Origin of the sequence: Acetobacter estunensis, assembly GCF_011516945.1 — a bacterium.
Lineage (GTDB): Bacteria > Pseudomonadota > Alphaproteobacteria > Acetobacterales > Acetobacteraceae > Acetobacter > Acetobacter estunensis.
Genome location: NZ_WOTH01000021.1, coordinates 25,480 through 50,098, shown reverse-complemented (window position 1 = coordinate 50,098; position 24,619 = coordinate 25,480). Strand labels below are relative to the sequence as shown.

The following is a 24,619-nucleotide window of genomic DNA, read 5'->3' as shown; positions in this document are numbered from 1 at the left end:
ATCTGCCTCCAGAGGCAAAATGCCGTTGTCATTCCAGATCAGACGCACAGGACACAGCTCTCAGAACAGAGAATAACACTCTTCAGACAAAATGTGAGAAATCCGCGTCGAGACCGTTGAGGCAGGGGCTTGGCGCTCTCCACAGAATCAGCTCTCACACATCATGACCGCGCCCGGCATGAATCTTGCAGGGCATCCCACCCAACCTGCGAATCCTGCTTTTTGCCGCGTGGCCCTCACCCTTCGTCCTTCTTCGGACTCCCAGATACGCACGGAAGTCTGGCTGCCTCTGAAAGGGTGGAACGGCAAGCTGCTGGGTGTCGGCAATTTCGGCTGGGCCGGTTCGCTGATGTATGACGGAATGATCACGGGTGTGGGTGAGGGATATGCCGTCGCCAGCACCGATACCGGCCATGATAGCGCCACGCCGGAAGGGCAGGGTGGACGCTTTACTCTCGGTCATCCGGAGAAGCTGATTGATTACGCGTATCGCGCCGATCATCTCATGACGACCACAGCCAAATCCCTGATTCACGCTTTCTATGGAAAAAATGCGTCCCACGCTTATTGGATCGGCTGTTCTCTCGGGGGACTGGAAGGTCTGATCGAAGCGAAACGCTATCCGGACGATTACGATGGCATCGTCGCGGGTGCGCCTCCCAATCCGATCGTCAATTTCAATGCCGAACAGCTTTGGGCGGGCTGGATGAGCTATCACAACCCGGCTTTGCGGGTGGCGCGTGAGAAATTCCAACTGCTCAATAAGGCGGTGATGAATGCCTGCGCCACGCCGGTTGGGAAAAAGCAGGGCTTTCTTGATGAGCCAGATGCCTGCACCTTCACGCCCAAGCAGCTTCTCTGCACAGGCGCGGACAGTTCTGAGTGTTTGACCGCATCGGAAGTTCAGGCGGCGGAACAGATCTACCGTGGTCCGGTCAACCCGCGTACGGGAGAGGTGATTTTCCCCGGACCGGCAAAAGGCAGCGAGGACGGTTTTTCCGCCGATGGAAAAGCGTTTCCAGTAGCGCTCGATCTTTTCAAATATGCCGCGTTTCAGAATCCGAATTGGGACTGGACGACTCTCAACTGGGACACGGACATCGCTGAGGCGACCAGAAAGGTCGGGCCGCTGCTGCACGTCGATGACAATCTGGAACCGTTCTTTCGTCATGGCGGCCGGTTGCTGATGTATATTGGCTGGAATGACGGCCACAATCCTGAGCAACTGGCAGGATATTATCAGTCCGTGCTCAAACATGCCGACCCGGCCGCAAAGGATGCGATGCGGCTCATTGTCATCCCCGGCATGGGTCATTGTTACGGCGGAGCCGGTTGCGACACGTTCAGTAAACTTGGCGCCATGGACAACTGGGTCAGCCGTCATCAGGCTCCGGAAAAACTCATCGCGTCCCGTGTGATGGATGGTAAAGTCGTGCGCACCCGTCCGCTCTGCGCGTGGCCGAGTGTCGCCCGCTATGACGGTCATGGAAACATGGACGATGCGGCGAGTTTTGCCTGTGTCGTGCCTGCGCGTCAGCCATAAGGGACACGGCGTTGCTCCGATAAAAAAAGGGCATCGGAAGGTTTCCCCTCCGACGCCCTTTTTCACAACCTGCGGCAGATCTCAGAGCTTGCGCTCGACCTGCAACTCCTTGATCCGGCCAATCGCCTTGGCCGGGTTCAGACCCTTCGGGCAGGTCTGCGTGCAGTTCATGATCGTGCGACACGCATAAAGCTTGAACGTGTCTTCCAGCGAGTCCAGCCGGTCTCCCTGATGCTCGTCACGGCTGTCCGCGATCCAGCGATAGGCCGCGAGCAGCGTAGCCGGGCCGAGGTAACGGTCCCCGTTCCACCAGTAGGACGGGCAGGACGTGGTGCAGCAGAAGCACAGGATGCACTCCCACATGCCGTCCAACTTGGCGCGTTCTTCCGGCGACTGACGGCGCTCGCCATCGGGCGGCGGAGCGCTGTCGGCTTTCATCCACGGCTCGATGGAGCGGAGCTGGGCGTAAGCACCGTCGAGGTTGGACACCAGATCCTTGACGATCGGCATGTGGGGAAGGGGGTTGATGAGAATGTCCCCCTTCATGTCGCGGATCGGCTTGAGGCACGCCAGCGTGTTCTCGCCATCGATGTTCATCGCGCACGAACCGCAGATGCCCTCACGGCAGGAGCGACGGAACGTCAGCGTCGGATCGACGTCGTTCTTGATGTGGATGAGCGCGTCCAGCACCATCGGTCCGATGGCGTCGATGTCGATCTCATAAGTGTCCATCACCGGATTGCTGTCGTCGTCCGGTGTCCAGCGATAGATCTTGAACGTCCGCACGTTCTTCGAGCCGGCGGGGGCAGGGAAGAACTGTCCCTTGCCCACCGTGCTGTTCCGCGGAAGTCTCAGTTCGACCATGTCCAGTCTCCCTTGGTCTGACGGCGGGTCAGTAGACGCGCTTCTTGGGCGGGAAGACCTGCACCTCATCGGTGAGGGTCTTCATGTGTACGGGGCGATACGTCATGTTCGTCTCACCCTTGTCGTTGAGCCACGACACGCTGTGCTTGAGCCAGTTCACGTCGTCACGATCGGGGTAATCGTCGCGGGCATGGGCGCCGCGGCTCTCGTGGCGAACAAGTCCGCTTTCCAGCGTCACGGTGGCGTTGGCAAGCAGGTTGTCGAACTCAAGCGCTTCCATCAGGTCACTGTTCCAGATCAGCGAGCGGTCAGCCACCGACATGTCGTCCTTGGCCTTCCAGATGTCGCGGATCTTGTCGCAGCCTTCCTTGAGGCTTTCTTCCGTGCGGAAGACAGCGGCGTGCGTCTGCATGTCACGCTGGAGGCGATCGCGCAGTTCGGACACGCGGGTGCCACCCTTAGCGTTGCGCACACGATCCAGACGATCCAGCGCTTCCTCGCCCGCGCCAGCCGGCAGCGGCTTGACGAAGTCGCTCGGCTTGACCACTTCGGCGGCGCGCTTGGCGGCGGCACGACCGAAGACGATCAGATCGAGCAGCGAGTTCGTGCCCAGACGGTTCGCGCCATGCACGGACACGCAGGCAGCCTCACCCACGGCCATCAGGCCCGGCACCACGGCGTTCACGTCGTCGGGGGTGGGACGCACCACTTCGCCGTGAATGTTCGTGGGGATGCCGCCCATGTTGTAGTGAACGGTCGGCAGCACCGGCACAGGCTCTTTTGTCACATCGATGCCGGCGAAGATGCGCGAGGTCTCGATGATGCCGGGGAGGCGTTCGTGCAGCAGGTCCGAGCCGAGATGCTCAAGATGCATCATCATGTGGTCTTTCTTCGGGCCACAGCCACGGCCTTCGCGAATTTCCACCGTCATGGCGCGGGAGACAACGTCACGTGACGCCAGATCCTTGGCCGTCGGTGCGTAACGCTCCATGAAGCGCTCGCCCTCGGAATTGGTGAGATAGGCGCCCTCACCACGACAGCCTTCCGTGAGCAGGCAGCCCGCCGGATAGATGCCGGTGGGGTGGAACTGCACGAATTCCATGTCCTGTGTCGGCAGGCCGGCACGCATGACCATGCCGCCACCGTCACCCGTGCAGGTATGGGCCGAGGTGCAGGACTGGTAGGCGCGGCCATAACCGCCTGTCGCCAGCACTACCATCTTTGCGTTGAAGCGATGGATCGTGCCGTCGTCCTGACACCACGCCATTACGCCACGGCACGCGCCTTCGGCGTCCATGATAAGATCGAGCGCGAAGTATTCGACGAAGAACTCGACGTTGTGCTTGAGGCACTGCTGATACAGCGTGTGCAGGATCGCATGGCCTGTGCGGTCGGCAGCGGCGCAGGCGCGGGGCACGGGGGCCTTGCCGAAGTCGCTCATATGGCCGCCGAAGGGGCGCTGATAGATCTTGCCATCTTCAGTGCGTGAGAAAGGTACGCCGAAATGTTCGAGTTCGTGCACGGCGGGGACCGCCTCGCGGCACATGAACTCGATCGCGTCCTGATCGCCCAGCCAGTCCGACCCTTTCACGGTGTCGTACATGTGCCAGCGCCAGTTGTCCTCGGCCATGTTGCCGAGCGACGCTCCGATCCCGCCTTGAGCGGCGACAGTGTGGCTTCGTGTGGGGAAAACCTTGGTGACGCAGGCGGTGGAGAGCCCTGCGGCGCCCATGCCCAGCGTGGCGCGGAGGCCCGAGCCACCGGCGCCGACCACCACCACGTCATAGGCGTGATCGACAATGCGGTAGGCTCCCCGCGAAGGAGAGGAAATTGCGTTCATCGTGACGGCGCTCCCGTTGTCTTGCGACCAGTCATAAGCAGCATGAAAGTCCGGCGATGCACGCCGGACATGATGGCGATCAGCCCTTGCGTCCGAGTGCGAGCTTCAGCACGGAGACGAGGCCCAGCAGACCGAAGATGCCGCAGCCAAAACGCACCAGCAGCTTTGCAGGCGCTGTGGCCTTGCCGTGCACGTAGTCGTCCACGATCACCTGAAGTCCGGCTTCGGCATGATAGAAACTGGTGGCGACGAGGGCTGCGAGCAGTGTGGCGTTGACGGGCTTGCCGCCCCATTTCGTCACGTCCTCGTAATCCGCGCCGCCAAGGCGGAACATCTGGATCACGAACCAGCCCGACAGCGGCAGCAGGCTGGCGGCCGAGACGCGCTCGACAATCCAGTATTCCGTGCCGGAGTGACCCGAGCCAAGGCCGCGGGCGCGACCGAGCTGGGAGCGCATCACGGTATGATGCGAAGGAGCCGTTGCGTTCATCTCAGGATGCCTTCTTCAGCAGCTTGGCGCGGTGGCGCGCACGGCAGCACGATGTGGCCAGAAGGGCGGTGGCCAGCGTAACGCCGACACCGGCGATCACGCCGATGGCCACGGGGCCGTCCTCGTTGAGTTCCTTCTTGTCGTAGCGGTGACCGGCATCCCAGATGAAGTGACGCAGGCCCCCGACCGTGTGCCACACCAGCGAGACGATCCAGCCGAACAGCACGAGCTGCCCCAGTGGATTGCCTGTTACCTTGCGTGCCTTGGCAAAGGATTTCGGACCGCGTGCAAGTGCTGCGAGCCATACCACTCCAAGCGCGGAACCGGCCGTCGCGACGACACCGGTGATGCGATTGGAAATGGAAAGAAACATCGACAGGCGCATCTTGTAGACCTGAAGATGCGGTGACATGGGCCGTCGTATTAGTTTGCCGTCGCTGCGGCTCCCGACATAGAGCGCTTCCCGAACATCCTGCATCGTCGCCTCGTCGTTTCGTCCAACCAGACGCCGTGCATGAACGGCGTCATTCCGAAATCGGTCCTACGCCCGGGGGTGGGGCGGGTCAATTCGAGGGAGAAACACGAGACCGAGAGGGCAGATCACGTTTCTTGAGAGCATGTATGGGATAGGCGCGAGGAGTGTCCGCCCTGATGGCGGACACATATGTCGCAAATCGAAACGATCAGTGTCGTTTCGGCAACAGATCGAGCGCGATCATGGTCTCGGCAATCTGAACCGCGTTCAGGGCCGCACCCTTGCGCAGATTGTCGGACACACACCAGAACGCCAGACCGTTGGGAACGGTGGGGTCGAGGCGCAGGCGGGAGACATAAGTGGCGTCTTCTCCCACACATTCGATGGGGGTGACGTAGCCACCGTCCTCGTGCTTGTCGAGCAGCACCACGCCCTCGGCTTCGCGCAGGGCTTCGCGGGCGCGGGCAAGATCCACAGGCTCCTCGAACTCTGCCACGATGGCTTCGGAGTGACCGATGAAGACCGGCACGCGCACGCAGGTGGCGATGACGGACACATCCGGGTCGAGGATCTTCTTGGTTTCGACCGCCATCTTCCACTCTTCCTTGGTCGCGCCGTCATCCATGAAACGGTCGATCTGCGGAATACAGTTGAAGGCGATCTGCTTCTGGAACTGCTCGATCACGGGCGGATCGCCCACGAAGGTGCCTTTCGTCTGCTGTTCCAGTTCGTGCATCCCGTCCGTGCCCGCTCCTGCTACGGCCTGATAGGTGGCAACGATCACGCGCTTGAGTGTGAACAGATCGTGCAGCGGCTTGAGAGCCACGACCATCTGGATGGTCGAGCAGTTCGGGTTGGCAATGATGCCGCGCTTGGCCTTCTTGAGATCGTTGGGGTTCACCTCGGGCACCACCAGCGGCACGTCCGGCTCCATACGGAACTGGGAGGTGTTGTCGATGACGATGCAGCCGGCCTTCGCCGCACGGGGGCCATGAATGGCCGACACGCTTGCGCCCGGCGAGAACAGACCGACATCCCAGCCGGTGAAATCGAAGGTCTCGAGATTCTGCACCTTCAGTGTGCGATCCCCGAAAGAGACTTCCCGTCCTGTCGAGCGTGGCGACGCCAGCGCCACGATATCATCGACAGGAAACTCCCGTTCATGCAGCGTCTTGAGGATTTCACGCCCGACAGCCCCTGTCGCGCCCACGACCGCTACGCGATAACCCATGTTCGTTCCTCTCTTCTCCACGTCCGACGCGGAATTGCGAGGTGACACCTATAGCACCGGGGCGTGCGACGAAAGGCCGGTATCCGCCGTCTGCCGCGTCTCCATCGAGGGAGTATCCCGTTCATGACGACCGCCACGACTGCCTCATCCACACCCGCCGCGACTCTTGTCCTGTTCGGCGCGCGGGGTGACCTCGTTCGTCGCCTGCTTGTGCCCGCACTTTACGATTTGCGGAGAAGCGGCCTGTTGCCGGAGGCTTTCCTCATTGTGGGAGTGGATCGGGTTGAGGGTGACACTGGGAACTGGCGGGATTCGCTGCGTGATTTCCTTGCCGAGACCACGCGCGATCCGCTGGCAGAGTTTCAGGCCACGGGCATTGATGCGGAGATATGGAACTGGCTGGCAGGCCGGTTGGAGTATGTGCGGCTCGACTTTGCCGAATCGGACGGGCTGGCGGGATTGCGGCCTCATGTAAGCGGCAATGCCATCTTCTATCTTGCGGTGCCGTCGCGTCTGTTCGGCCCGGTCATCGGAGAGTTGGCGAAGGCGGGGCTTCTGGATGAAACGCCAGCGAGTTTCCGGCGGGTTGTGGTGGAGAAGCCTTTCGGGCTGGATCTGGCCAGCGCGCAGGCGCTCAATCGTCAGTGCGCAGCGGTGATGAAGTCCGAGCAGATCTTCCGCATCGATCACTTTCTCGGGAAAGAGGAGGTGCGCAACATCCTGATCACCCGATTCGCCAATATGCTGTTCGAGCCGGTGTGGAACAGTCGCTTCATCGACAATGTTCAGATCTCCGCCACCGAGACGATCACGGTCGGCACCCGTGGCGCCTTTTACGAATCGACCGGCGCGCTTCGCGATATGGTGCCCAACCATCTCTTTCAGCTTCTCTCCCTCGTGGCGATGGAGCCGCCGACCTCACTGGCGGGAGCGGGATTGTCCGAGGCCCGTCAGGCGCTGTTTGAAGCCATTGAGCCAGTGCAGCCTGGTGATGTGGTGCGTGGACAGTATGAGGCTGGGGTCGTGGCGGGCGAGGCCGTTCCAGCCTATCGGGCAACACCGGGTGTCGATCCGCACAGTCGGGTCGAGACGTTTGTCGCTCTAAAACTGCATGTGGACACACCGCGCTGGGAAGGGGTGCCGTTTTATCTTCGCACCGGTAAGGCGATGGGCAGTCGCGTGACGGAAGTGGTCGTGACCTTCCGGGCCGCAGAAGCACTGGCGGAAGTAAAAGGAGCCGACCGACCGAATCGAATCATCTTCCGCATCCAGCCCGATGGGGGTGTGCGGATCGGATTTGAAGGGCTGGCGCAGGGGCCGGGACTGTCCAAGACGGCTATGGTGGCCCGCATGTTCGAGCGTGAGTTTTCGCCCGTGCATCCGGATGTGGGGTACGAGGCCCTTTTATATGGCTGCCTGCATGGAGACCACACGCTGTTTCAACGTGCGGACAACGTGGAACGGGCGTGGGCGGTGCTGGAGCCGGTTCTTCAGGCATGGAAAGACGGTGGCGCGCCGGAATCCTACAGTGCCGGCTCGGACGGTCCCGCAGGAGCGCGGGAACTCCTCGCGCGTGATGGTCGCGCGTGGGAAAAGGCGACGGAGACAGACGGGCAGGTGGGAAGCTGACATGCCTTCTCACGCCGCCTTTCTGCCGTATTGAACATTCATCACGACTGGCCATAGCGGAAGAGGGGCGCTCCCTGTTCCGGGATCGGTCGGACCGAAAGGATTATATTCATGATGATTCGTCGTTTTGCGGCTTTCGCGCTTGTTGGCGGTCTTGCTCTGACGGGTGCCTCGGCAGCGCAGGCTCAGGGATGGGGGAATGTCGCACAGGGTGCGGCGCAGGGTGCGCTCAACAGCGCATTGGGCGGTGGCAGCACGGCTGCCGGCAGCACAGCGGCCGGTACAACCGCAGCGGGAACCACGGCCGCTGGCACGACCACGGCTGGAACAGCGGCTACGGGAACTTCGGGTGTAGGTGGTCTGCTGCCGACCGGTTCCGGCCTGCTGGGTTCGCTGGGCATCCCGTCGCTCAGCTCGGTGGGCACAAGCAATCTCACGGGTGTGCTGAGCTACTGTGTGCAGAACCAGCTTGTGAGTAGCTCTGCTGCACAGTCCACCCTGAGCGCGCTGACGGGTCAGTCGTCTGTGACCAGCGATTCGTCCTATGCTGCCGGTCAGCAGGGACTGCTTCAGACGGGCAATGGCAATCAGATCTCGCTCGATTCGCTGAAAAGCCAGGTCCGTTCCAAGCTGTGCAAGATGGTTCTCAAGCAGTCCAAGTCGCTTATCTGATAAGTGCGACTGTCCGCCGTTTCTGAGCGGCGGACGGGACAAGAGGGCGCAGCAAGCCAGCATCGTGTCGGTGCTTGGCGGCTACGCCCTTTTTGCATTTTGCGGCGTAGCCCTGCGAAGCGGTGGATAAAGAAAAACCCCCGCGCAACGCACGGGGGCTGTTCAGAATTCTGTGGTGTCGCTGAAACTCAGAGCTTTTCGACCTGACTGTATTCCAGATCGACCGGAGTGGAACGGCCAAAGATCGAAACGCTGACTTTGAGGCGCTGCTTGTCCTCGTCCACTTCCTCAACCACACCGTTGAAGGAGGTGAAGGGACCATCGGCCACACGCACCTGTTCGCCGATCTCGAAGGTGACGGAAGAACGGGGACGTTCCACACCTTCCTGCGCCTGCTTCATGATCCGCTCGGCTTCCGCCTCGGGAATGGGGCTCGGGCGCGTCTTGGAACCGAGGAAGCCGGTCACGCGGGGCGTGTCCTTGACGAGATGCCAGGCTTCGTCCGTCAGTTCCATCTTCACGAGGATATAGCCGGGGAAGAACTTGCGTTCCGTGTTGACCTTTTGGCCGCGACGGACCTCGACCACTTCTTCCGAGGGCACCAGCACCTGTTCGATGTGATCGGAGAGGCCCTTCTGGGCCGCTTCTTCCATGATCTGGGTCGCGATCTTCTTCTCGAAACCCGAATAGACGTGGACGACGTACCAACGCTTGGCCATGCCGGTCTTCCTAGCCTCCCAGCCCGAAAAGTTCACGAACGCCGAGGCCGATGACCTGATCCACGACGAAGAAGAAAATGGATGCGAGCGAAGCCATCGCGAGCACGGCGCCCGTCGTGACCAGCGTCGCTTTCCGTGAGGGCCACGTAACCCGTCTGGCCTCGGCCTCCACGTCACGGAAAAATTTGACTGGACTCGCAGACACGAAAAAACCTTGTCGTTGCGGCTGTCAGGAGAACGGGCACAACGCCCGCACCCGTCAAGGCCGGGAAACCTCGCCCGGACCGGGCGAACCGGTCATCCCGCGGTCGCCTTGCACTGGCCGCCTTACAGGCTGGTCAATGCGCCGCGGATCGCGTCTGGCAGGGGTGGAGGGTCTCGAACCCACAACCTCCGGTTTTGGAGACCGGCGCTCTAGCCAATTGAGCTACACCCCTGCGAACTGCACCCGGTCATCACGCTCGACCCCGCCCGGGAGCGGGGAGCCGATGGTCAACGACCCGGTTACAGTTGGCGGAAAAGAATATGTCGGGAGGTCAAAGTCAAGGGGGTGAAACAAGATTGTCCTTCGAGGCTGCGCACTCTCCATTTGTAGCCTTGGAAAGATGTCGGAAATTTCTGTTTCTCGAATGCAAAGATGTTCGAATGGCTTGCCGTTTTGTGTGAAATGCAGTAAGGACCGCCACAGGATGCGGGCGTAGCATAGTGGTAATGCAGTAGCCTTCCAAGCTTCTGAGGAGGGTTCGATTCCCTTCGCCCGCTCCATTCTCCACCCATTAAAATAGAGGATGCAGGGTCCGTTGCCCGCAGAGCGGGATGCGTGTGGCATCCGGCGATACGAGGCTGGCCGTGTCATCTCCCCCTGTCCGTCCTTTTCTGGTGCTGGGCGCCTGTTGCCTGAGTCTGTTTCTCGTGATGATGGATGTCACCATCGTCAACGTGGCGCTCCCTTCGATCCGGCTGGCGTTCGACGCCGGGATTCCGGCTTTGCAGTGGATTGTGGATGCCTACACGCTGGTGGTGTCGGCCCTGCTCATGATGGCGGGCACCCTTGCCGACCGTTTTGGCAGGCGACGCATTTTTCTGACCGGAATTGTCGTTTTCTGTCTCGCCTCCGCGCTTTGCGGTATGGCGACCTCCAGCGGCGCTCTGATCGCTGCGCGCGCTCTGCAAGGGGTAGGGGGCGCCATGCTCAATCCCGTGGCCCTGTCCATCATTGCCAATACTTTCACGCAACCGGCGGCGCGGGCGCGAGCAATTGGGGTGTGGGGGATGATGTCGGGGGCCGCGCTCGCGATCGGACCTGTGGCCGGCGGCGCGATCAGTGATCTCTTCGGCTGGCGCATGGTGTTCTGGATCAACCTGCCCATTGGCGTGATGGCGCTGCTTCTGACGCTTCGTTTCATCCCGGAATCGCGGTCTCCGGTGCCTCGTCGATTCGACTTTCCGGGGCAGAGTCTTGCTGCATTGACGACGGTGGCTCTTGTAGCGGCTCTGATCGAAGGACCGGGATTCGGGTGGGGGTCGTTTCCGATTCGGGGGCTATTCGTTCTCGCGGCTGTCGGGAGCGTGAGCTTCGTGCTGATCGAGGGGCGCCGCGCCGAACCGATGCTGGATCTGCGCTTTTTCCGTTCGCCGCCCTTTGCTTCCTCCGTGGTTCTGGCTGTTCTGTGTTTTGCGATTTTCGCGTCGTTGCTGTTCCTCAATACACTCTATCTTCAGGAATATTGCGGCATGACGCCGGGGCGGGCTGGGCTTGAATTGATGCCGCTTGCCGTCGCGGTCATGATCGGTGCACCTCTGTCAGGCCGTCTGGTGGCCGCACGGGGGGCGCGTCTTCCGCTGTTGCTGGCAGCCGGAGGCCTTACTGTAGGGCCGCTGATGCTGACGGGATTGGACGCGGCGGTCTCATGGGAATGGCGTGCGGCCGGTTATGCTGTGCTGGGTGCGGGATTCGGGCTTTGTAACGCTCCGATCACCAATGCGGCGGTGTCCGGCATGCCGCGTCGTCAGGCGGGCGTGGCGGCGGCTGTTGCTTCCACAAGTCGCCAGATCGGGACGGCGCTGGGTGTGGCTATTGCGGGAAGCGTTGGTGCGGCTGAGGCGCTGCACGCATCTGTTGGTGGACGCCTTTCTGCGGATTTCCTTGGTCTGATGCGGTCAGTGTGTTGGCTGGCTGCGGGGGGCGGTGTCCTTGTGGGTGTGATTGCGCTTCTTGGAACAAGTCGTCACGCGCAGCGGGTGGCGCGCCGCATGGCGGATGGATTCGATTCTTCGCCGCAGGGCTGAAAAACCCCGATCACGGTGTTTCTTGGGGGAAATCAGTGCGTGCGCTGTCTGTTCTGTTGCGCCTCCGAAAGCTCCATGCTAGAGGCCGCGTCAATTAAGAATTGCGGCCGGGCGCGTTATCGGGCCCGGAAAAGAGCCGGGCCGGGAGCGCGTCTGCAGACGCCCCTGGGGAACGCAGAAGGAAGAAGCCGACAGTGGCCACTGCTGTTACAAGTACCCAATCCGCTGCCCGGTCCCCTGTCGGAACGGGTGGTCTCGCGGGTCGGTATGCGACTGCGCTTTACGATCTTGCGGCGGACCGTCGCAAGCTGGACGAGGTTCTGCCTCAGGTCGATATGCTGGCGCGCCTTATCGACGAAACGCCCGAGTTTCAGACGGTTCTGAGCGACACACGCCTCGACATCCGTGATTCGCGCAAGGCTGTCCTTGCCGTGCTGGAAAAGCAGGGTTTCGACACCTTGCTGAGAGATTTTGTGGGTGTGGTCGCGGACAACCGTCGTCTTCCGCGCCTTCGTCAGATTCTTGCGGCTGTGCTGGCTGTGGCTGCCGCCCGTCGGGGCGAGATTACGGCCGAAGTCGTCAGCGCAGAGCCGCTTACCACGACGCAGCGTGCCCAGTTGCAGGGCAAGCTGGCCGAAGCCGGTTATTCGCGTGTCAATCTTGATGAGCGGGTCGATCCCCAGATCCTCGGTGGTCTCGTGGTGCGCGTCGGTCCGCGTCTTGTTGACACCAGCCTGCAATCCCGCCTTGTTCGCTTGCATTATGCCATGAAGGGAGCCGCGTGATGGAAATCCGTCCCGCCGAGATTTCGGATATCCTCAAGCAGCAGATCGCTTCGTTCGACACGACGACCGAGACGGCCGAGACCGGCACGGTTCTGTCCGTGGGCGACGGTATCGCGCGCGTCTATGGTCTGCAGAATGTCATGGCGGGCGAGTTGGTGGATTTCCCCTCCGCCGGTCAGAAGGGCATGGCCCTTAACCTTGAAGACGACAATGTCGGTGTCGTGATTTTCGGCTCCGATGTCGAAATTCGTGAAGGTGACTCGGTCAATCGCTCTGGCACTGTCGTGGAAGTGCCTGTCGGCAAGGGGCTTCTGGGTCGTGTGGTTGACGGTCTCGGTAACCCGATCGACGGTAAGGGGCCGCTCACCGATGTAAAGATGACGCCGGCCGAGGTGAAGGCGCCGGGCATCATGCCTCGCCAGTCGGTCAGCGAGCCGATGCAGACCGGTATTAAGGCGATCGATGCGCTGGTGCCGGTTGGGCGTGGACAGCGCGAACTGGTCATCGGTGACCGTCAGACCGGTAAGACGGCGATTCTGCTGGATACGATCCTTGCGCAGAAGAACGTCAATGCTCTGGGTGACGACAAGAAGTCGCTCTATTGCATCTATGTAGCAATCGGACAGAAGCGTTCTACAGTGGCGCAGCTTGTTCGCACGCTGGAAGAGCAGGGCGCGATGCCTTACTCCATCGTTGTGGCCGCTACGGCTTCCGAGCCGGCTCCGTTGCAGTATCTGGCCCCTTATGCCGCCTGCGCGATGGGTGAGTTCTTCCGTGACAACGGCATGCACGCCCTGATCTGCTACGACGATCTATCCAAGCAGGCTGTGGCCTATCGCCAGATGTCCCTGCTGCTCCGTCGTCCGCCGGGACGTGAGGCTTATCCGGGTGACGTGTTCTACCTGCACTCCCGTCTTCTGGAGCGTGCGGCGAAGATGTCCGATAAGTTCGGTGCGGGTTCGTTGACGGCGCTGCCAGTCATTGAGACGCAGGCCGGTGATGTTGCCGCCTACATCCCGACCAATGTGATTTCCATCACTGACGGTCAGATCTTCCTTGAGACGGATCTGTTCTATCGTGGCATCCGTCCGGCTGTGAATGTCGGTGGGTCGGTGTCGCGTGTCGGCTCGGCCGCGCAGGTCAAGGCGATGAAGCAGGTTGCGGGCAAGATCAAGCTCGAACTGGCTCAATATCGTGAAATGGCCGCATTCTCGCAGTTCGCTTCCGATCTCGATCCGGCGACCCAGAAGCAGTTGGCGCGCGGCGCGCGTCTGGTCGAACTGCTTAAGCAGCCGGAATCTTCTCCGTTGGCATGGGAAGAGCAGGTGGTTGTCCTGTTCGCTGGCACACGCGGCTTTATCGACAATGTCGCTGTCGATCAGGTGGTGCCTTGGGAGACGAAGTTGCTGAGCGAACTGCGCGGTCCGGCAAAGGACATCATTCAGTCGCTGCGGACCGAGCGTCAGGTGACGAAGGATCTCGAAGCGAAGATTGGTGAGTTCCTGACGGACTTCAACCGTCGCTTTGCGGCCTGATAGCGAGTATCGCTCATGGCTTCCCTAAAGGAACTCCGCGCCCGGATCGGCAGCGTCAAATCGACGCGAAAGATCACGAGCGCGATGAAGATGGTCGCGGCGGCGAAGCTCCGTCGCGCCCAGTCACATGCTGAGGCAGCACGTCCCTACGCAGCGGCTATGCGCCAGATGCTGGGGGAGCTTGCAGGGGCGATGGCGGGTCAGGATGGCGCACCGCAGCTTCTGGCAGGCACGGGTAATGACCGTGTGCATCTGCTCATTCCGATCACGAGTGATCGTGGTCTGGCAGGTGGCTTCAACTCGAACATCAATCGCACGACAAAGCTGACGATCCGTCGCCTTCAGGCCGAAGGCAAGACGGTCAAGCTGCTTCCTGTCGGACGCAAGGGGTTCGATTTTCTTTCGCGCGATTACGCTGATCTGATCATTGATCACGTGATCGGTGTTGGCGGGAAGGAAATCCCTTTCTCGGCAGCAAGCGACCTTGGCGCGAAAATCACGAAGCGTCTTGAAAATGGCGAGTTTGACGTCTGCACTGTCATCTACAACCAGTTCCGCAATGTCATGTCGCAGGTGCCAACCCCCCTGCAACTGATTCCGCTGGGGCTTGACGCGACGGAAGCGAAGCCGGATCCGGATGCCGCCCAGTACGAGTTCGAGCCAGATGAGCAGACACTTCTAGAGCGTTTGTTGCCGCGTAATCTGCAGGTGCAGATTTATGCAACGCTGCTTGAATCCGCCGCTGGTGAGCAAGGTGCGCGCATGACCGCCATGGACAACGCGACCCGCAATGCTGGCAAGGCGATCGACCGGTTGACCCAGACCTACAACCGGACACGTCAAACCAACATCACCAACGAACTTATCGAGATCATTTCGGGTGCACAGGCGCTCTAAGCGTCTTCATCCGATCCCGCCCCATCCAGACCGTATTTGCCCGCAGGAGCTGATCCCATGTCGGACACCACCACCCAGACCCCGGCCCAGTCTTCAGCCTCGGGTTCCTCGAACAATGTTGGCCGTATCACGGAAATTCGTGGTGCAGTCGTTGATGTGCAGTTCGAGGGCACGCTGCCCAAGATTCTTGGCGCTTTGCACACGAAGCTTGGCGAACATACGCTGGTGCTCGAAGTGGCGCAGGAAATTGGTGAGCACGAGGTTCGTTGCATTGCCATGGACACCACGGACGGTCTCGTTCGTGGACAGGAAGTGGTTGACACCGGTGCGCAGATTTCCGTGCCTGTCGGTCCCGAGGTTCTTGGCCGGATCATGAACGTGATCGGTGAGGCCATCGACGATCAGGGGCCGATCAAGACGGCTCGCCGGGCTCCGATCCATCGTGAGGCTCCGTCTTTTGAGGATCAGGCTGCCGCGTCCGAAATTCTGGTTACGGGCATCAAGGTGGTCGATCTGCTTTGCCCCTACCTGAAGGGTGGCAAGATCGGACTGTTCGGCGGTGCTGGCGTTGGCAAGACCGTTATTATTCAGGAACTGATCAACAACATCGCCAAGGCCCATGGCGGTGTGTCAGTGTTCGCCGGTGTGGGTGAGCGTACCCGTGAAGGCAACGACCTGTATTACGAAATGCAGGACGCGGGCGTCATCAAGATCGGTGAGAATGGCGACACCGAAGGTTCCAAGGTGGCGCTGGTCTACGGCCAGATGAACGAGCCGCCGGGAGCACGTGCCCGTGTTGCTCTCTCCGGCCTGACGCAGGCGGAATATTTCCGCGATGAAGAAGGTCAGGACGTCCTGTTCTTCGTGGACAACATCTTCCGCTTTACGCAGGCGGGTTCGGAAGTGTCCGCTCTGCTGGGTCGTATTCCTTCGGCTGTTGGTTATCAGCCGACGCTGGCGACGGAAATGGGCGCCCTGCAGGAGCGCATCACCTCCACGAAGAAGGGTTCGATCACCTCGGTTCAGGCCGTTTACGTGCCGGCTGACGATCTGACCGATCCGGCTCCTGCCGCGACCTTCGCGCATCTTGATGCCACGACGGTTCTAAATCGTTCGATCGCGGAAATGGGCATCTATCCTGCGGTCGATCCGCTGGATTCCACGTCGCGTTCGCTCGATCCGAAGATCGTGGGCGAGGAGCATTACAAGGTTGCGCGTGATGTGCAGCGTATCCTGCAGACCTACAAGTCACTGCAGGACATCATCGCGATCCTGGGCATGGACGAACTGTCGGAAGACGACAAGCTGATCGTTGCTCGTGCGCGTCGTATCCAGCGCTTCCTGTCGCAGCCGTTCCATGTGGCCGAAGTCTTCACCGGCGCACCGGGCAAGCTGGTGGCGCTCGAAGACACCGTTCGCTCGTTCAAGGCGATTGTGGCTGGCGAATATGACGATCTTCCCGAAGGTGCCTTCTACATGGTTGGTTCCATTGAGGAAGCAGTCGCCAAGGCCGAAAAGATGAAGGAAGCGGCGTAAGACCGCGCACGTCGGAAGGGACCGTTCAGAATGCCGATCAAGGTCGAAATCATCAGCCCCGAAAAGGTTCTGGTGTCCCGCGACGTGGATATGGTCGTGATGCCGGGCGAGGAGGGCGACATCGCCGCCATGCCCGAGCATGCGCCCATGATGCTCCTTCTGCGTGGCGGCATTGTCACGCTGTATGATGGCGAGACGCCGAAAGAGCGCTACTTCGTGGGTGGTGGTTTCGCGGATATGACGCCAACACGCTGCACCATTCTCGCGGATGAGGCTGTGCCGGCTACGGAAATTTCCATTGATGAGGCGACGGCGCGTCTGGAGGAATTGACCGAGGCTTGGGGTGCGGCGGACAAGACCGATGTTGCCCGTCTGGAAGGACTCATGGCCAAAATCCAGTCGGTGCAGGCGGAGATCGACGCGGGCAGCGGCAATCATCCCTGATCCACTTTTCTATAGCGGTAGAGTTTAAAACCCCGAAGCGGTGTACCGCTCCGGGGTTTTTCTTTGAGCGTCAGCCGCGCCCTCGATAACCCGGTACATCCTGATCTGGAATCCACACGCCTTCTGGCGGGGCTCCTGTTTGCCAGAAGACATCGATGGGCATGCCGCCGCGTGGATACCAATAGGCTCCGATCCTCAGCCACTCCGGGTCGAGGAGATCCACAAGTGTCTTGGCGATGGTGACGGAGCAATCCTCGTGGAAAGCCCCATGGTTGCGGAAGCTGGTGAGATAGAGTTTGAGGGACTTGCTCTCCACGATCCAGTCGCGCGGGATGTAGTCGATCACGATATGCGCAAAATCGGGTTGTCCCGTCACTGGGCAGAGGGAGGTAAACTCCGGCGCCGTGAATCGCACGACGTAGCGTGTGCCTTTATGCGGAGCGGGAACCCGTTCAAGCTGGGCTTCTTCAGGCGAGGCAGGCATGGGAGTGGCGCGACCGAGTTGTGTAAGTGCCTCGGTCCCGTTGTCTTTCGTTGTCATGTGGCGGCTCCATCAGGACGTGTTTTCGGGGATGTGTCACCGGTGGAAAGGTGGGTCAACCCGACAGGTTCTTCCGCTTCGCGGCCTGTCTGTGTATGGAAGCTCATGGCAAGAACTCCGAAGCACAGTTTTCCGGCTCCTCGTCTTGTGACCACATCCGAGGATCTGTCCGCCACCGTGACCCGCTTGCGGTCCGAGCCGTTTGTGACAGTGGACACGGAGTTCATGCGCGAACGCACGTACTGGCCGGAGCTGTGCCTCGTTCAGGTGGCCGGGCGTGAAGAGGTCGTGCTCATCGATGCGCTGGCCCCAGGCCTTGACCTGACACCGCTTGCGGAACTGTTTGACGACCGTGATGTAGTGAAGGTCTTCCATGCGGCCCGACAGGACATGGAAATCTTTCTCCATCTTTTCGACCGTCTGCCTTCGCCAGTGTTTGACACGCAAGTGGCAGCCATGGTGGCCGGTTATGGCGATCAGGTGGGGTATGACAACCTTGTCGGCGCCCTCACGGGAGCGGCGATCGACAAGAGTCATCGTTTCACGGACTGGTCCGCGCGACCTTTGTCCGAAGCCCAGCTTGCTTATGCTGCAGCGGATGTGACGTGGCTGCGGCTCGTGTATCAGGCGCTGGTCAAGCAGTTGGCACGCGAAGGTCGAACGGAATGGGTGGCGGCCGAGCAGGCCGCCATGGCGGACCCGGCGCGGTTGCGTGTGGACCCGCAGAAGCAGTGGGAGAAGCTGCGCGCACGCACGGGCAATCGGCGCATGCTGGGTATCCTTCGTGCCATTGCGGCATGGCGTGAGGAGGAAGCCCAGGCGGCGAATATTCCCCGTCAGCGGCTGTTGAAAGATGAAAGCCTTCTGGAGATCGCCGCGACCGTGCCGCACACGGTCGAGGCTCTGACCCGTGTGCGCGGTGTGTCGCGTGGGTTTGCCGAAGGAAAAATGGGAGCAGCACTCCGAGAGGTCATCGCAAGGGCTGAAGCCCTGCCCGAGTCTGAACTGCCACGTCCCACGCGCGCCAAGGGGCAGGACAGTCCGAAGCCTCCCGCGGCTCTGGTGGCGCTTCTGAAGGTGTTGCTGGTGCATCAGTGCGAGCGGCACGATGTCGCCCCCAAGCTTGTCGCCAGCAGTGATGATCTGGATGCCTTTGCGCTTGATCCCGATCCATCGGGGCCGCTTCTGTCAGGCTGGCGGGCGGAAGTGTTTGGAAAGGAAGCGCTTGCGTTGTGTGAGGGACGGCTTTCGCTGGGAGTGGAAAAAGGACAGCTCTGCCTGAACCATGGACAGGAAGAGGCGTGATCTCCGGATTCCGTGAAGGCTTTCTTGAGTGTGCGGGGTTAAACCCCTATGTGTTCGCCGTAATTGCGGAGTGGCTCGACCGTTCCGATGTTGGGAGACCGTGTCATGGAATGGACTGACGAGACGATAGGCCGCCTCAAGGCGTTGTGGCAGGAAGGTCTTTCGACGGCAGAAATCGGACGTCAGCTTGGAATCACCAAGAACGCGGTGGTGGGCAAGGCGCATAGGCTCGGCCTGCCGCCGCGCCCGTCTCCAATCCGTCGGCAGGATGCCAAGACCGCGAAGAGCGGTGAGAAAAAAGCATCTTCACGTCGTGCGACAAAGACGGAAGCGCCAGCTGATGGTGAAAGTGTGGCTCCCGTAGCGTCTGCGCCAGAGGAAAAAACGGCTGCTCCGGTTGAGGAGGCGGTAAAGAAAGCCCCCGTTGTGTCCTCGGTGGCGGCTGAGGTGGCTCAGACAGTGGTTACGCCTGTTGCGCCATCGCCTGTAGCGGAGAAGAAAGCCGCTGTTTCGGTCGTTGCCGAAGATGTTGCTCTTGAAGAGAAGCCGGCGAGTGATGCGCCTAAAAAGAAAGCGGCATCTCGTCCTGCCTTTCGTCCAACGGCTACGACCAGCGGTGTGGAGCCGCGTCGGCGTGGGGCAAGCTGCTGCTGGCCGATCGGTGATCCGGGCACGCCAGAGTTCCATTTTTGTGGCGCGACACCTTTGCCCGGCAAGCCGTATTGCGCGGAACACGCGGCGCTGGCTTACGTGAAGCTGCGGGATCGGCGCGACAGTTAGGTCGCTGCGTCACATACACTATGGAATGATGGCACAAGGCGCGGATCCGTAGGTTCGCGCCTTTTTGGTCTAAGAGCAATGACATAGAAAAACCCGCCATTGAGGCGGGTTTTTCTAACGATCGCTTCGAATGCCGGACGTTGTTCCGGCATTCGGAAGGCAAATCGGCGTCAGTCAGCTTTCGGGGACGGCGAAGTGCTGTCCTTGGCGGCTTCCGACAGCATTTCCAGCTGACCGGTGATCTGGCCACCGTCTTCAACACGCAAGCGCTTGCAGGTCGCCTTGCCGAGCAGACGGCCTGTGGCTGCAACGGTCAGGCTGCCACGAACCGTGAGCGTGCCGTCGACCGTTCCTGCGATTTCCGCGTCCTCAACCTCGACGCCGCCACGGAACAGACCACCCGGAGCCACCGAAAGCTCCTTGGCATTGATCATGCTGGACTCGACCGTGCCCTCGACAACCAGACGCTCGGCGTCCTGCACGGAGCCCTGAACGCTGATGCCACGGCCCACAACCAGTGTGCGGCGGTCGTCACGCGGAGCGTGTACGGCCGAAGGACGCTGGCCGGGCATGACGCCCTGAGGTGCAGCCGCTGTGGGCGTCGGCCCCGTTGCGGGAGTGCCGGGAGTCGGAGGAAAGGGAGCGCGACCCATGCTTGCGGAATCCTTTGATGGTGTGATGGTGCCAGCCTGACCGGCAGGCGTTGCGGCCGGACGCCCCGAAGGGAAGATGGAACCGTGTCCACTTGATGGCGTCGTGGTGGAGGCGCCCTCCGGCTTGCCGGATGTTGCGGGCCGGACGCTGTCCGTCTTCGGAGACGGGGTGGCCTGACCCTTGGCGGCCGTGCTGGAGGTGTCAGGTTTGTGTCTCTTGAACAGCAAGAAGGAACCCCGTCACTCTGGAATTGAGGGCCACACAGGTGGCCGGACCATCGACGTACAGCGATTGCGAAGATCCTTCTGGAACCCTCACTGCGTCTCTCTGACATCGACTCTGTTCGTTACACGGTTATACGCATAAGGATTGTCACGACAAGCGGCAGCGAGCAATTTTGTGGCGGTTTTCCGCAGGTTTTTGCGATGAAGACGTTAAGTGTCCTTCTGCCGCGCCATGGACGGGATGGGCTGCAAGCGGATAGAGGAAGGCAGCATTCATCATCGGAAGACGCATATGAGCATTCTCTACGACCTCTGCGGCATCGGAAATGCCATCACGGATGTGCTGGCAAAGGTCGAGCCCGAGTTCCTCAGTGAGCAGGGACTTGTGCCGGGCAGCATGACGCTGATCGATACGGACCGTGAAAAAAGCCTGCGCGAACTGATCCATGTGCAGCAGCAGACGGGCGGCGGTTCGGCGGCCAATACCTGTGCCGTGGCAGCGCAGCTCGGTGCGCGCGTGGCGTATCTCGGCAAGGTGGCGGGCGATGCGGCCGGCGAGGCGTTTGCCGATGATCTGCGTGAATGCGGCATCACGTTCCCGTCCGCTCCATTGGACGGGCGCATGAACAAAAATCTCTCCACGGCGAGTTGTCTCGTGCTGGTGACGCCCGACGGGCAGCGTACGATGAACACCTATCTGGGCGCATGCACCGAGTTCACACCTGAAGATGTCTTGCCCGATATCATCGCAGCCTCTTCCATCGTCTACCTTGAAGGTTATCTCTTCGATCCGCCGCATGCGCAGGAAGCGTTCCGTCGCGCCGCGACGCTGGCGCATAAGGCAGGGCGTCAGGTGGCGCTGTCTTTGTCCGATCCGTTCTGCGTGGGACGTCATCGCGAGGCGTTCCTCGATCTCGTACGCGGGCATATCGACATCCTGTTCGCCAACGAAAACGAAATCTGCGCGCTTTATCAGACGGAGAGTTTCGACACGGCCGCGCGTCATGTGGCGCAGGACACAAAGTTCGCGGCCCTCACACGCTCGGAGAAGGGCAGCGTCATTATCCGGGGTGGCGAGAAGATCGTTGTTTCCCCGGTCCCGACACAGGTGGTGGACACCACAGGAGCCGGAGATGCCTATGCGGCAGGCTTCCTCGCCGGGTTGACGTCCGAACGCACGCTTGAGGAATGCGGGCGGTTGGCTTCGGTCGCAGCAGCCGAAGTGATCTCGCATTACGGCGCACGTCCACTGGCGAATCCGTGGAAAGACGCGGGTTTCTGAGAAACCTTTTCAGGGTTCAGGGCGAAAGACCGAACCCTGAAAGAACCCGTGCGGCGCAATCGCGCCATGATGGCGGGGTGAACTCCGCGCGGATGCGGCGGCGCCACTGAGCAAGTCCTTTGGGGGCGTCGAGCAGGGCTTCGATCTGTCGCAACGCATCATGTGCGTCTTCAGGATCGAAATGCCGCGTGAACATGCCACCGGCTTCGGGCATGGCGGTTGTGCTGGAAGCAAGGCAGGGCTGTCCGAAGGTAAGGCTTTCGGTGACGGGCAGCCCCCATCCTTCCGCCAGTGAAGGGAAGAGCGTGAACAGACAGCCATCATAAAGCGCTGCCAGTTCGCCGTCGCCCGGATCGGCCACATGCACGATGTGGCCATCCAGCCAGTTGGCGTTTTCCAACTGCTGCATCAGGTCATTGACCCGCCATCCCCGTCGTCCGGCAAAAACGAGTGTCGGCACAGCGTCCGGCCCCCGCTTGTCCAGAAGCTTTCGCCACACGCGCAGAAGAAGGGCATGGTTTTTTCTTGCTTCGAGCGTGGAGACGAACAGCACGTAGCTTCCGGCGGGCGGAAGGCGTTCAGGGCGTGGCGTGAGAGGAGTGGGGAAGTTCGACACACCCATGCCGATACGTGTGACGGGGTGCGGCAGGGGGATGCCGATGCGTGCGGCATGGGCCGTTACGTCGTCTGCGACGGCGCGGCTTGTGGTGAAGATACGGTCCGCCAGTGGAAGCACAGTAGCGTGCCATTGCGTGAAGGTGCGGATCACGCCGCGATCGCACCATTGCGGATACAGAAGCGGGACGAGGTCGTGGATGAGCAGACCGAAGGCTACCCGTCGGTCGTCGCGCAGCCAGCGCACCGTGTCGGCATAGTCATCCAGTTCCCAAGGTGAACCGGGCACGAAAAAGGCGTCGCCGGGACGCAGCAAGGTGTCAAGAGCTTGTCCGGGACTGCGTGTGCGGTCGGGTGTGACGGAGCGAGACATCCGCTGCCGCAGGGCCTGAAGGCCGCGCTCGGTGGCACGGTGCCCCACACGGCCAATATCCTGCAAGACGCGGGCTTGTGTACGTAAGGATGCGCCCAGCAGCGCAAGGCGGCCTTCAGGTGGCGTGAAGGAGGAAATGCCATCCGTTTCGGGTGTGCGGATCGGACCACGCGGCGTGGTGTTGGTCAGTGTGGCGAAACGGGCGCGGAGGCGGTTCCAGTCGAATGTTTCATACTGGCGCGGACCGCCCGTGCGATGAACGAACCGCACTTGTTCCGGCGCCAGCGTGGCGAGGGCGGTGCCGAGTTCGAACACCACGCGCTGGATGCCGCTGGGGCGGCTGTGACGGTCAAGGTAGTCGCGCAGATCGGTGGCGTCGATCCAGAGTTTCCGGCTCATGACGTTGCGCCTTTCGCATGGACGGCAAGGCAGGCGTCGAGCAGCGCATCGGCTGTGGCTTCCCATGGCACTGGCTGGAAGTCGCGGGCGATATGAGCGCGCCAATGGGCGAGGTCGTCGCGGTTGAGGAGCGTTTCACGGATGACGCGCGTGGCATCCGGCACGCTGTCAGGATCGAAATAGCGGGCGAACGCGCCTCCTGCCTCGGGGATGGCTGTGGCGTGCGAGGCGATGCAGGGCACGCCCATGCGCAGGCTTTCGGTGACAGGCAGGCCCCACCCTTCAAAAAAGGAGGGAAAAACGGTGAACAGGCAGTCACGGTAGAGTTGCCGCAGTTCCGCATCGCTCGGGTCGCGCAGGAGGCGCACGCGGCCGTCCAGCCAGTTTGTCGTTTCAAGTTCCTGCATCAAATCGCTCACCAGCCAGCCTTCACGTCCGGCAAAAATCAGTGTCGGTACCTGCTCCGGCGGCAACTCCCTCAGGAGGCGCTGCCAGACACGCACGAGAAGCGCATGATTTTTCCGGGCTTCGAGCGTGGAGACGAACAGCACGTAGCTGCCGGGTGCGGGCAGGCCGAGTTGGTCCGGCTCCTGTGCGATGGCGTCTTCGCCGGTAAAGCCGGTGCCGATGGGAATGATCTTGATGGGAGCGGTTAGAGGGAGAGCGTTGTCGTGGGCGTAGCGCTCCACGTCCTGCGCAGTCGTGCGGCTGATGGCCAAAAGTTCGGCGCAGTGGGGCAGCGTCGTTTCGATCCAGTGACGGAAATCCCGAACGAGCGAAGGATGGCACCACTCCGGGCGGCGCAGCGGGATCAGATCGTACATCAGCAGAACGGGACGCAGGCCATGACACTCGCGGGTAATGCGCAGGCGCTCACCGAACAGGGGATCGGACCATGCGGCACCGGGAATAAGGAGGACGTCGCCATCCGCTTTTGCGTGAGAGACCGAAGGCTCGCTCGGTAATGACGCGAGATCGGGGGCAGGCTCTTTCCGTGGTGAGGCAGGCGCACGGAAAAGACGGCGCAGAAGCCGCAGAACCCGGATCTGTGACACACCGGCGGCGATCAGGGGGCGACCAAGGTCGGGCGGCAGCGTCTCGAAAAAATCCAGCACGACGCGACGGGGGGAGAAAGCTCGGGGCGGTGTGGGGAGCGGACGAAGCGGTTGTGAGATTTGCACCGGGTGTGCGGGGGAATTGCCGACAAGGCGCGCGAAGAGTGCGGCTATGTCGGCAGATGTCACCTCGACCAGCATCTGATCATTCCGCCCGCGACGCGCGAAACGGATATGAGGGGGCTGTGCCCTGCGAGCGGCGCAGGCTTCCACAACACGCACGATTTCGTAAACCTGTCGCTGGATGCCACTTGGTCTGGGGTTGTTCGTGGCATAGTGGAACAGGTCGTCCACATCGATCCAGATCGTGCAGGAAGAGGAGGTGCGCGTCATGGGGTCCGTGTCCGGCGGCGTGTCAGGATCGGGGCATCCACCACCACCA

The 24,619-nt window shown here is 61.2% G+C and carries 22 protein-coding genes, 2 tRNA genes and 1 pseudogene; 13 read left to right on the top strand and 12 right to left on the bottom strand.

The features are described from left to right. Positions 1–106: 106 nt before the first annotated feature. Positions 107–1,543 (top strand): annotated as a pseudogene (locus GOB87_RS10600) (tannase/feruloyl esterase family alpha/beta hydrolase); the annotation flags it as partial. An 81-nt stretch (positions 1,544–1,624) separates the two neighbouring features. Here GOB87_RS10600 and GOB87_RS10595 read toward each other — a convergent pair. The 5 genes from GOB87_RS10595 to GOB87_RS10575 form a co-directional block, all read right to left on the bottom strand. Further along, positions 1,625–2,407, bottom strand: coding sequence for a succinate dehydrogenase iron-sulfur subunit (locus GOB87_RS10595; RefSeq protein WP_166316395.1), 783 nt, complete (start codon positions 2,405–2,407; stop codon positions 1,625–1,627). A gap of 28 nt (positions 2,408–2,435) precedes the next feature. After that, the gene (gene sdhA, locus GOB87_RS10590) at positions 2,436–4,247 is read right to left on the bottom strand and encodes a succinate dehydrogenase flavoprotein subunit (RefSeq protein WP_166316392.1); all 1,812 of its coding nucleotides are present in this window, start codon (positions 4,245–4,247) and stop codon (positions 2,436–2,438) included. Between the two features lie 79 nt (positions 4,248–4,326). Then, complete coding sequence (gene sdhD / locus GOB87_RS10585; RefSeq protein WP_166316389.1) at positions 4,327–4,737, bottom strand: succinate dehydrogenase, hydrophobic membrane anchor protein; 411 nt, start codon at positions 4,735–4,737, stop codon at positions 4,327–4,329. Position 4,738: 1 nt separating this feature from the next. Continuing rightward, on the bottom strand, positions 4,739–5,215 hold the full coding sequence (gene sdhC / locus GOB87_RS10580) for a succinate dehydrogenase, cytochrome b556 subunit (RefSeq protein ID WP_166316386.1): 477 nt from the start codon (positions 5,213–5,215) through the stop codon (positions 4,739–4,741). A gap of 205 nt (positions 5,216–5,420) precedes the next feature. Beyond that, positions 5,421–6,443 carry an aspartate-semialdehyde dehydrogenase gene (locus tag GOB87_RS10575; protein WP_166316383.1) on the bottom strand — a complete coding sequence of 341 codons (1,023 nt, stop codon included), beginning with the start codon at positions 6,441–6,443 and terminating at the stop codon, positions 5,421–5,423. Positions 6,444–6,566: 123 nt separating this feature from the next. Between GOB87_RS10575 and zwf the strand changes: the two genes are divergently transcribed. Together zwf and GOB87_RS10565 are read left to right on the top strand one after the other, a co-directional pair. Then, entirely contained in the window at positions 6,567–8,072 is a 1,506-nt protein-coding gene (gene zwf, locus GOB87_RS10570; protein WP_166316380.1) for a glucose-6-phosphate dehydrogenase, read from the top strand. A 111-nt stretch (positions 8,073–8,183) separates the two neighbouring features. Beyond that, on the top strand, positions 8,184–8,744 hold the full coding sequence (locus tag GOB87_RS10565) for a DUF2501 domain-containing protein (protein ID WP_166316377.1): 561 nt from the start codon (positions 8,184–8,186) through the stop codon (positions 8,742–8,744). A 188-nt stretch (positions 8,745–8,932) separates the two neighbouring features. Here GOB87_RS10565 and nusG read toward each other — a convergent pair whose 3' ends face one another. The 3 genes from nusG to GOB87_RS10550 form a co-directional block, all read right to left on the bottom strand. After that, positions 8,933–9,463 carry a transcription termination/antitermination protein NusG gene (nusG, locus tag GOB87_RS10560; protein ID WP_166316374.1) on the bottom strand — a complete coding sequence of 177 codons (531 nt, stop codon included), beginning with the start codon at positions 9,461–9,463 and terminating at the stop codon, positions 8,933–8,935. Between the two features lie 10 nt (positions 9,464–9,473). Next, complete coding sequence (secE, locus tag GOB87_RS10555; protein ID WP_166316371.1) at positions 9,474–9,668, bottom strand: preprotein translocase subunit SecE; 195 nt, start codon at positions 9,666–9,668, stop codon at positions 9,474–9,476. 155 nt (positions 9,669–9,823) lie between these two features. Then, positions 9,824–9,900, bottom strand: a tRNA-Trp gene (locus GOB87_RS10550). Positions 9,901–10,154: 254 nt separating this feature from the next. On the opposite strand from GOB87_RS10550, the gene GOB87_RS10545 reads away from it, so the two are divergent. From GOB87_RS10545 to atpC, 7 genes are all read left to right on the top strand, one after another. Next, positions 10,155–10,228 (top strand) — tRNA-Gly (locus GOB87_RS10545). A 51-nt stretch (positions 10,229–10,279) separates the two neighbouring features. After that, positions 10,280–11,752: an MFS transporter gene (locus GOB87_RS10540; RefSeq protein WP_166316368.1), complete on the top strand. Its 1,473-nt coding sequence runs from the start codon at positions 10,280–10,282 to the stop codon at positions 11,750–11,752. A gap of 194 nt (positions 11,753–11,946) precedes the next feature. After that, complete coding sequence (locus GOB87_RS10535) at positions 11,947–12,537, top strand: F0F1 ATP synthase subunit delta (RefSeq protein ID WP_264805326.1); 591 nt, start codon at positions 11,947–11,949, stop codon at positions 12,535–12,537. Then, the gene (atpA, locus tag GOB87_RS10530) at positions 12,537–14,072 is read left to right on the top strand and encodes a F0F1 ATP synthase subunit alpha (protein WP_166316362.1); all 1,536 of its coding nucleotides are present in this window, start codon (positions 12,537–12,539) and stop codon (positions 14,070–14,072) included. Before GOB87_RS10535 ends, atpA begins: the two co-directional genes overlap by 1 nt. Positions 14,073–14,087: 15 nt before the next feature. Continuing rightward, entirely contained in the window at positions 14,088–14,969 is an 882-nt protein-coding gene (locus tag GOB87_RS10525; RefSeq protein WP_166316359.1) for a F0F1 ATP synthase subunit gamma, read from the top strand. A gap of 57 nt (positions 14,970–15,026) precedes the next feature. Continuing rightward, positions 15,027–16,505: a F0F1 ATP synthase subunit beta gene (gene atpD, locus GOB87_RS10520; protein WP_166316356.1), complete on the top strand. Its 1,479-nt coding sequence runs from the start codon at positions 15,027–15,029 to the stop codon at positions 16,503–16,505. 30 nt (positions 16,506–16,535) lie between these two features. Continuing rightward, the gene (gene atpC / locus GOB87_RS10515; protein WP_166316353.1) at positions 16,536–16,949 is read left to right on the top strand and encodes an ATP synthase F1 subunit epsilon; all 414 of its coding nucleotides are present in this window, start codon (positions 16,536–16,538) and stop codon (positions 16,947–16,949) included. 70 nt (positions 16,950–17,019) lie between these two features. Here the strand turns inward: atpC and queF are convergent, their stop codons facing one another. Beyond that, the gene (queF, locus tag GOB87_RS10510; protein ID WP_166316350.1) at positions 17,020–17,490 is read right to left on the bottom strand and encodes a preQ(1) synthase; all 471 of its coding nucleotides are present in this window, start codon (positions 17,488–17,490) and stop codon (positions 17,020–17,022) included. Positions 17,491–17,595: 105 nt separating this feature from the next. Between queF and rnd the strand changes: the two genes are divergently transcribed. Further along, positions 17,596–18,795: a ribonuclease D gene (gene rnd, locus GOB87_RS10505; RefSeq protein ID WP_166316347.1), complete on the top strand. Its 1,200-nt coding sequence runs from the start codon at positions 17,596–17,598 to the stop codon at positions 18,793–18,795. Between the two features lie 105 nt (positions 18,796–18,900). Further along, positions 18,901–19,575: a GcrA family cell cycle regulator gene (locus tag GOB87_RS10500; protein ID WP_166316344.1), complete on the top strand. Its 675-nt coding sequence runs from the start codon at positions 18,901–18,903 to the stop codon at positions 19,573–19,575. 170 nt (positions 19,576–19,745) lie between these two features. On the opposite strand, the gene GOB87_RS10495 is transcribed toward GOB87_RS10500, so the two are convergent. Further along, entirely contained in the window at positions 19,746–20,453 is a 708-nt protein-coding gene (locus GOB87_RS10495; RefSeq protein WP_373320667.1) for a bactofilin family protein, read from the bottom strand. A 292-nt stretch (positions 20,454–20,745) separates the two neighbouring features. On the opposite strand from GOB87_RS10495, the gene GOB87_RS10490 reads away from it, so the two are divergent. Continuing rightward, positions 20,746–21,735, top strand: a complete 990-nt coding sequence (locus GOB87_RS10490; protein WP_166316341.1) for an adenosine kinase — start codon at positions 20,746–20,748, stop codon at positions 21,733–21,735. 16 nt (positions 21,736–21,751) lie between these two features. Here the strand turns inward: GOB87_RS10490 and GOB87_RS10485 are convergent, their stop codons facing one another. Both GOB87_RS10485 and GOB87_RS10480 read right to left on the bottom strand, forming a co-directional pair. After that, on the bottom strand, positions 21,752–23,122 hold the full coding sequence (locus GOB87_RS10485; protein WP_166316338.1) for a glycosyltransferase family 4 protein: 1,371 nt from the start codon (positions 23,120–23,122) through the stop codon (positions 21,752–21,754). Further along, on the bottom strand, positions 23,119–24,570 hold the full coding sequence (locus tag GOB87_RS10480) for a glycosyltransferase family 4 protein (protein ID WP_166316335.1): 1,452 nt from the start codon (positions 24,568–24,570) through the stop codon (positions 23,119–23,121). Before GOB87_RS10480 ends, GOB87_RS10485 begins: the two co-directional genes overlap by 4 nt. Between the last annotated feature and the right edge of the window lie 49 nt (positions 24,571–24,619).

Coding starts and splice junctions, on each gene's coding strand:
- GOB87_RS10595 (WP_166316395.1), bottom strand. CDS start 2,407: ATGGTCGAACTGAGACTTCCGCGGAACAGCACGGTGGGCAAGGGACAG.
- sdhA (WP_166316392.1), bottom strand. CDS start 4,247: ATGAACGCAATTTCCTCTCCTTCGCGGGGAGCCTACCGCATTGTCGAT.
- sdhD (WP_166316389.1), bottom strand. CDS start 4,737: ATGAACGCAACGGCTCCTTCGCATCATACCGTGATGCGCTCCCAGCTC.
- sdhC (WP_166316386.1), bottom strand. CDS start 5,215: ATGCAGGATGTTCGGGAAGCGCTCTATGTCGGGAGCCGCAGCGACGGC.
- GOB87_RS10575 (WP_166316383.1), bottom strand. CDS start 6,443: ATGGGTTATCGCGTAGCGGTCGTGGGCGCGACAGGGGCTGTCGGGCGT.
- zwf (WP_166316380.1), top strand. CDS start 6,567: ATGACGACCGCCACGACTGCCTCATCCACACCCGCCGCGACTCTTGTC.
- GOB87_RS10565 (WP_166316377.1), top strand. CDS start 8,184: ATGATGATTCGTCGTTTTGCGGCTTTCGCGCTTGTTGGCGGTCTTGCT.
- nusG (WP_166316374.1), bottom strand. CDS start 9,463: ATGGCCAAGCGTTGGTACGTCGTCCACGTCTATTCGGGTTTCGAGAAG.
- GOB87_RS10540 (WP_166316368.1), top strand. CDS start 10,280: ATGCGTGTGGCATCCGGCGATACGAGGCTGGCCGTGTCATCTCCCCCT.
- atpA (WP_166316362.1), top strand. CDS start 12,537: ATGGAAATCCGTCCCGCCGAGATTTCGGATATCCTCAAGCAGCAGATC.
- GOB87_RS10525 (WP_166316359.1), top strand. CDS start 14,088: ATGGCTTCCCTAAAGGAACTCCGCGCCCGGATCGGCAGCGTCAAATCG.
- atpD (WP_166316356.1), top strand. CDS start 15,027: ATGTCGGACACCACCACCCAGACCCCGGCCCAGTCTTCAGCCTCGGGT.
- atpC (WP_166316353.1), top strand. CDS start 16,536: ATGCCGATCAAGGTCGAAATCATCAGCCCCGAAAAGGTTCTGGTGTCC.
- queF (WP_166316350.1), bottom strand. CDS start 17,490: ATGACAACGAAAGACAACGGGACCGAGGCACTTACACAACTCGGTCGC.
- rnd (WP_166316347.1), top strand. CDS start 17,596: ATGGCAAGAACTCCGAAGCACAGTTTTCCGGCTCCTCGTCTTGTGACC.
- GOB87_RS10500 (WP_166316344.1), top strand. CDS start 18,901: ATGGAATGGACTGACGAGACGATAGGCCGCCTCAAGGCGTTGTGGCAG.
- GOB87_RS10490 (WP_166316341.1), top strand. CDS start 20,746: ATGAGCATTCTCTACGACCTCTGCGGCATCGGAAATGCCATCACGGAT.
- GOB87_RS10485 (WP_166316338.1), bottom strand. CDS start 23,122: ATGAGCCGGAAACTCTGGATCGACGCCACCGATCTGCGCGACTACCTT.
- GOB87_RS10480 (WP_166316335.1), bottom strand. CDS start 24,570: ATGACGCGCACCTCCTCTTCCTGCACGATCTGGATCGATGTGGACGAC.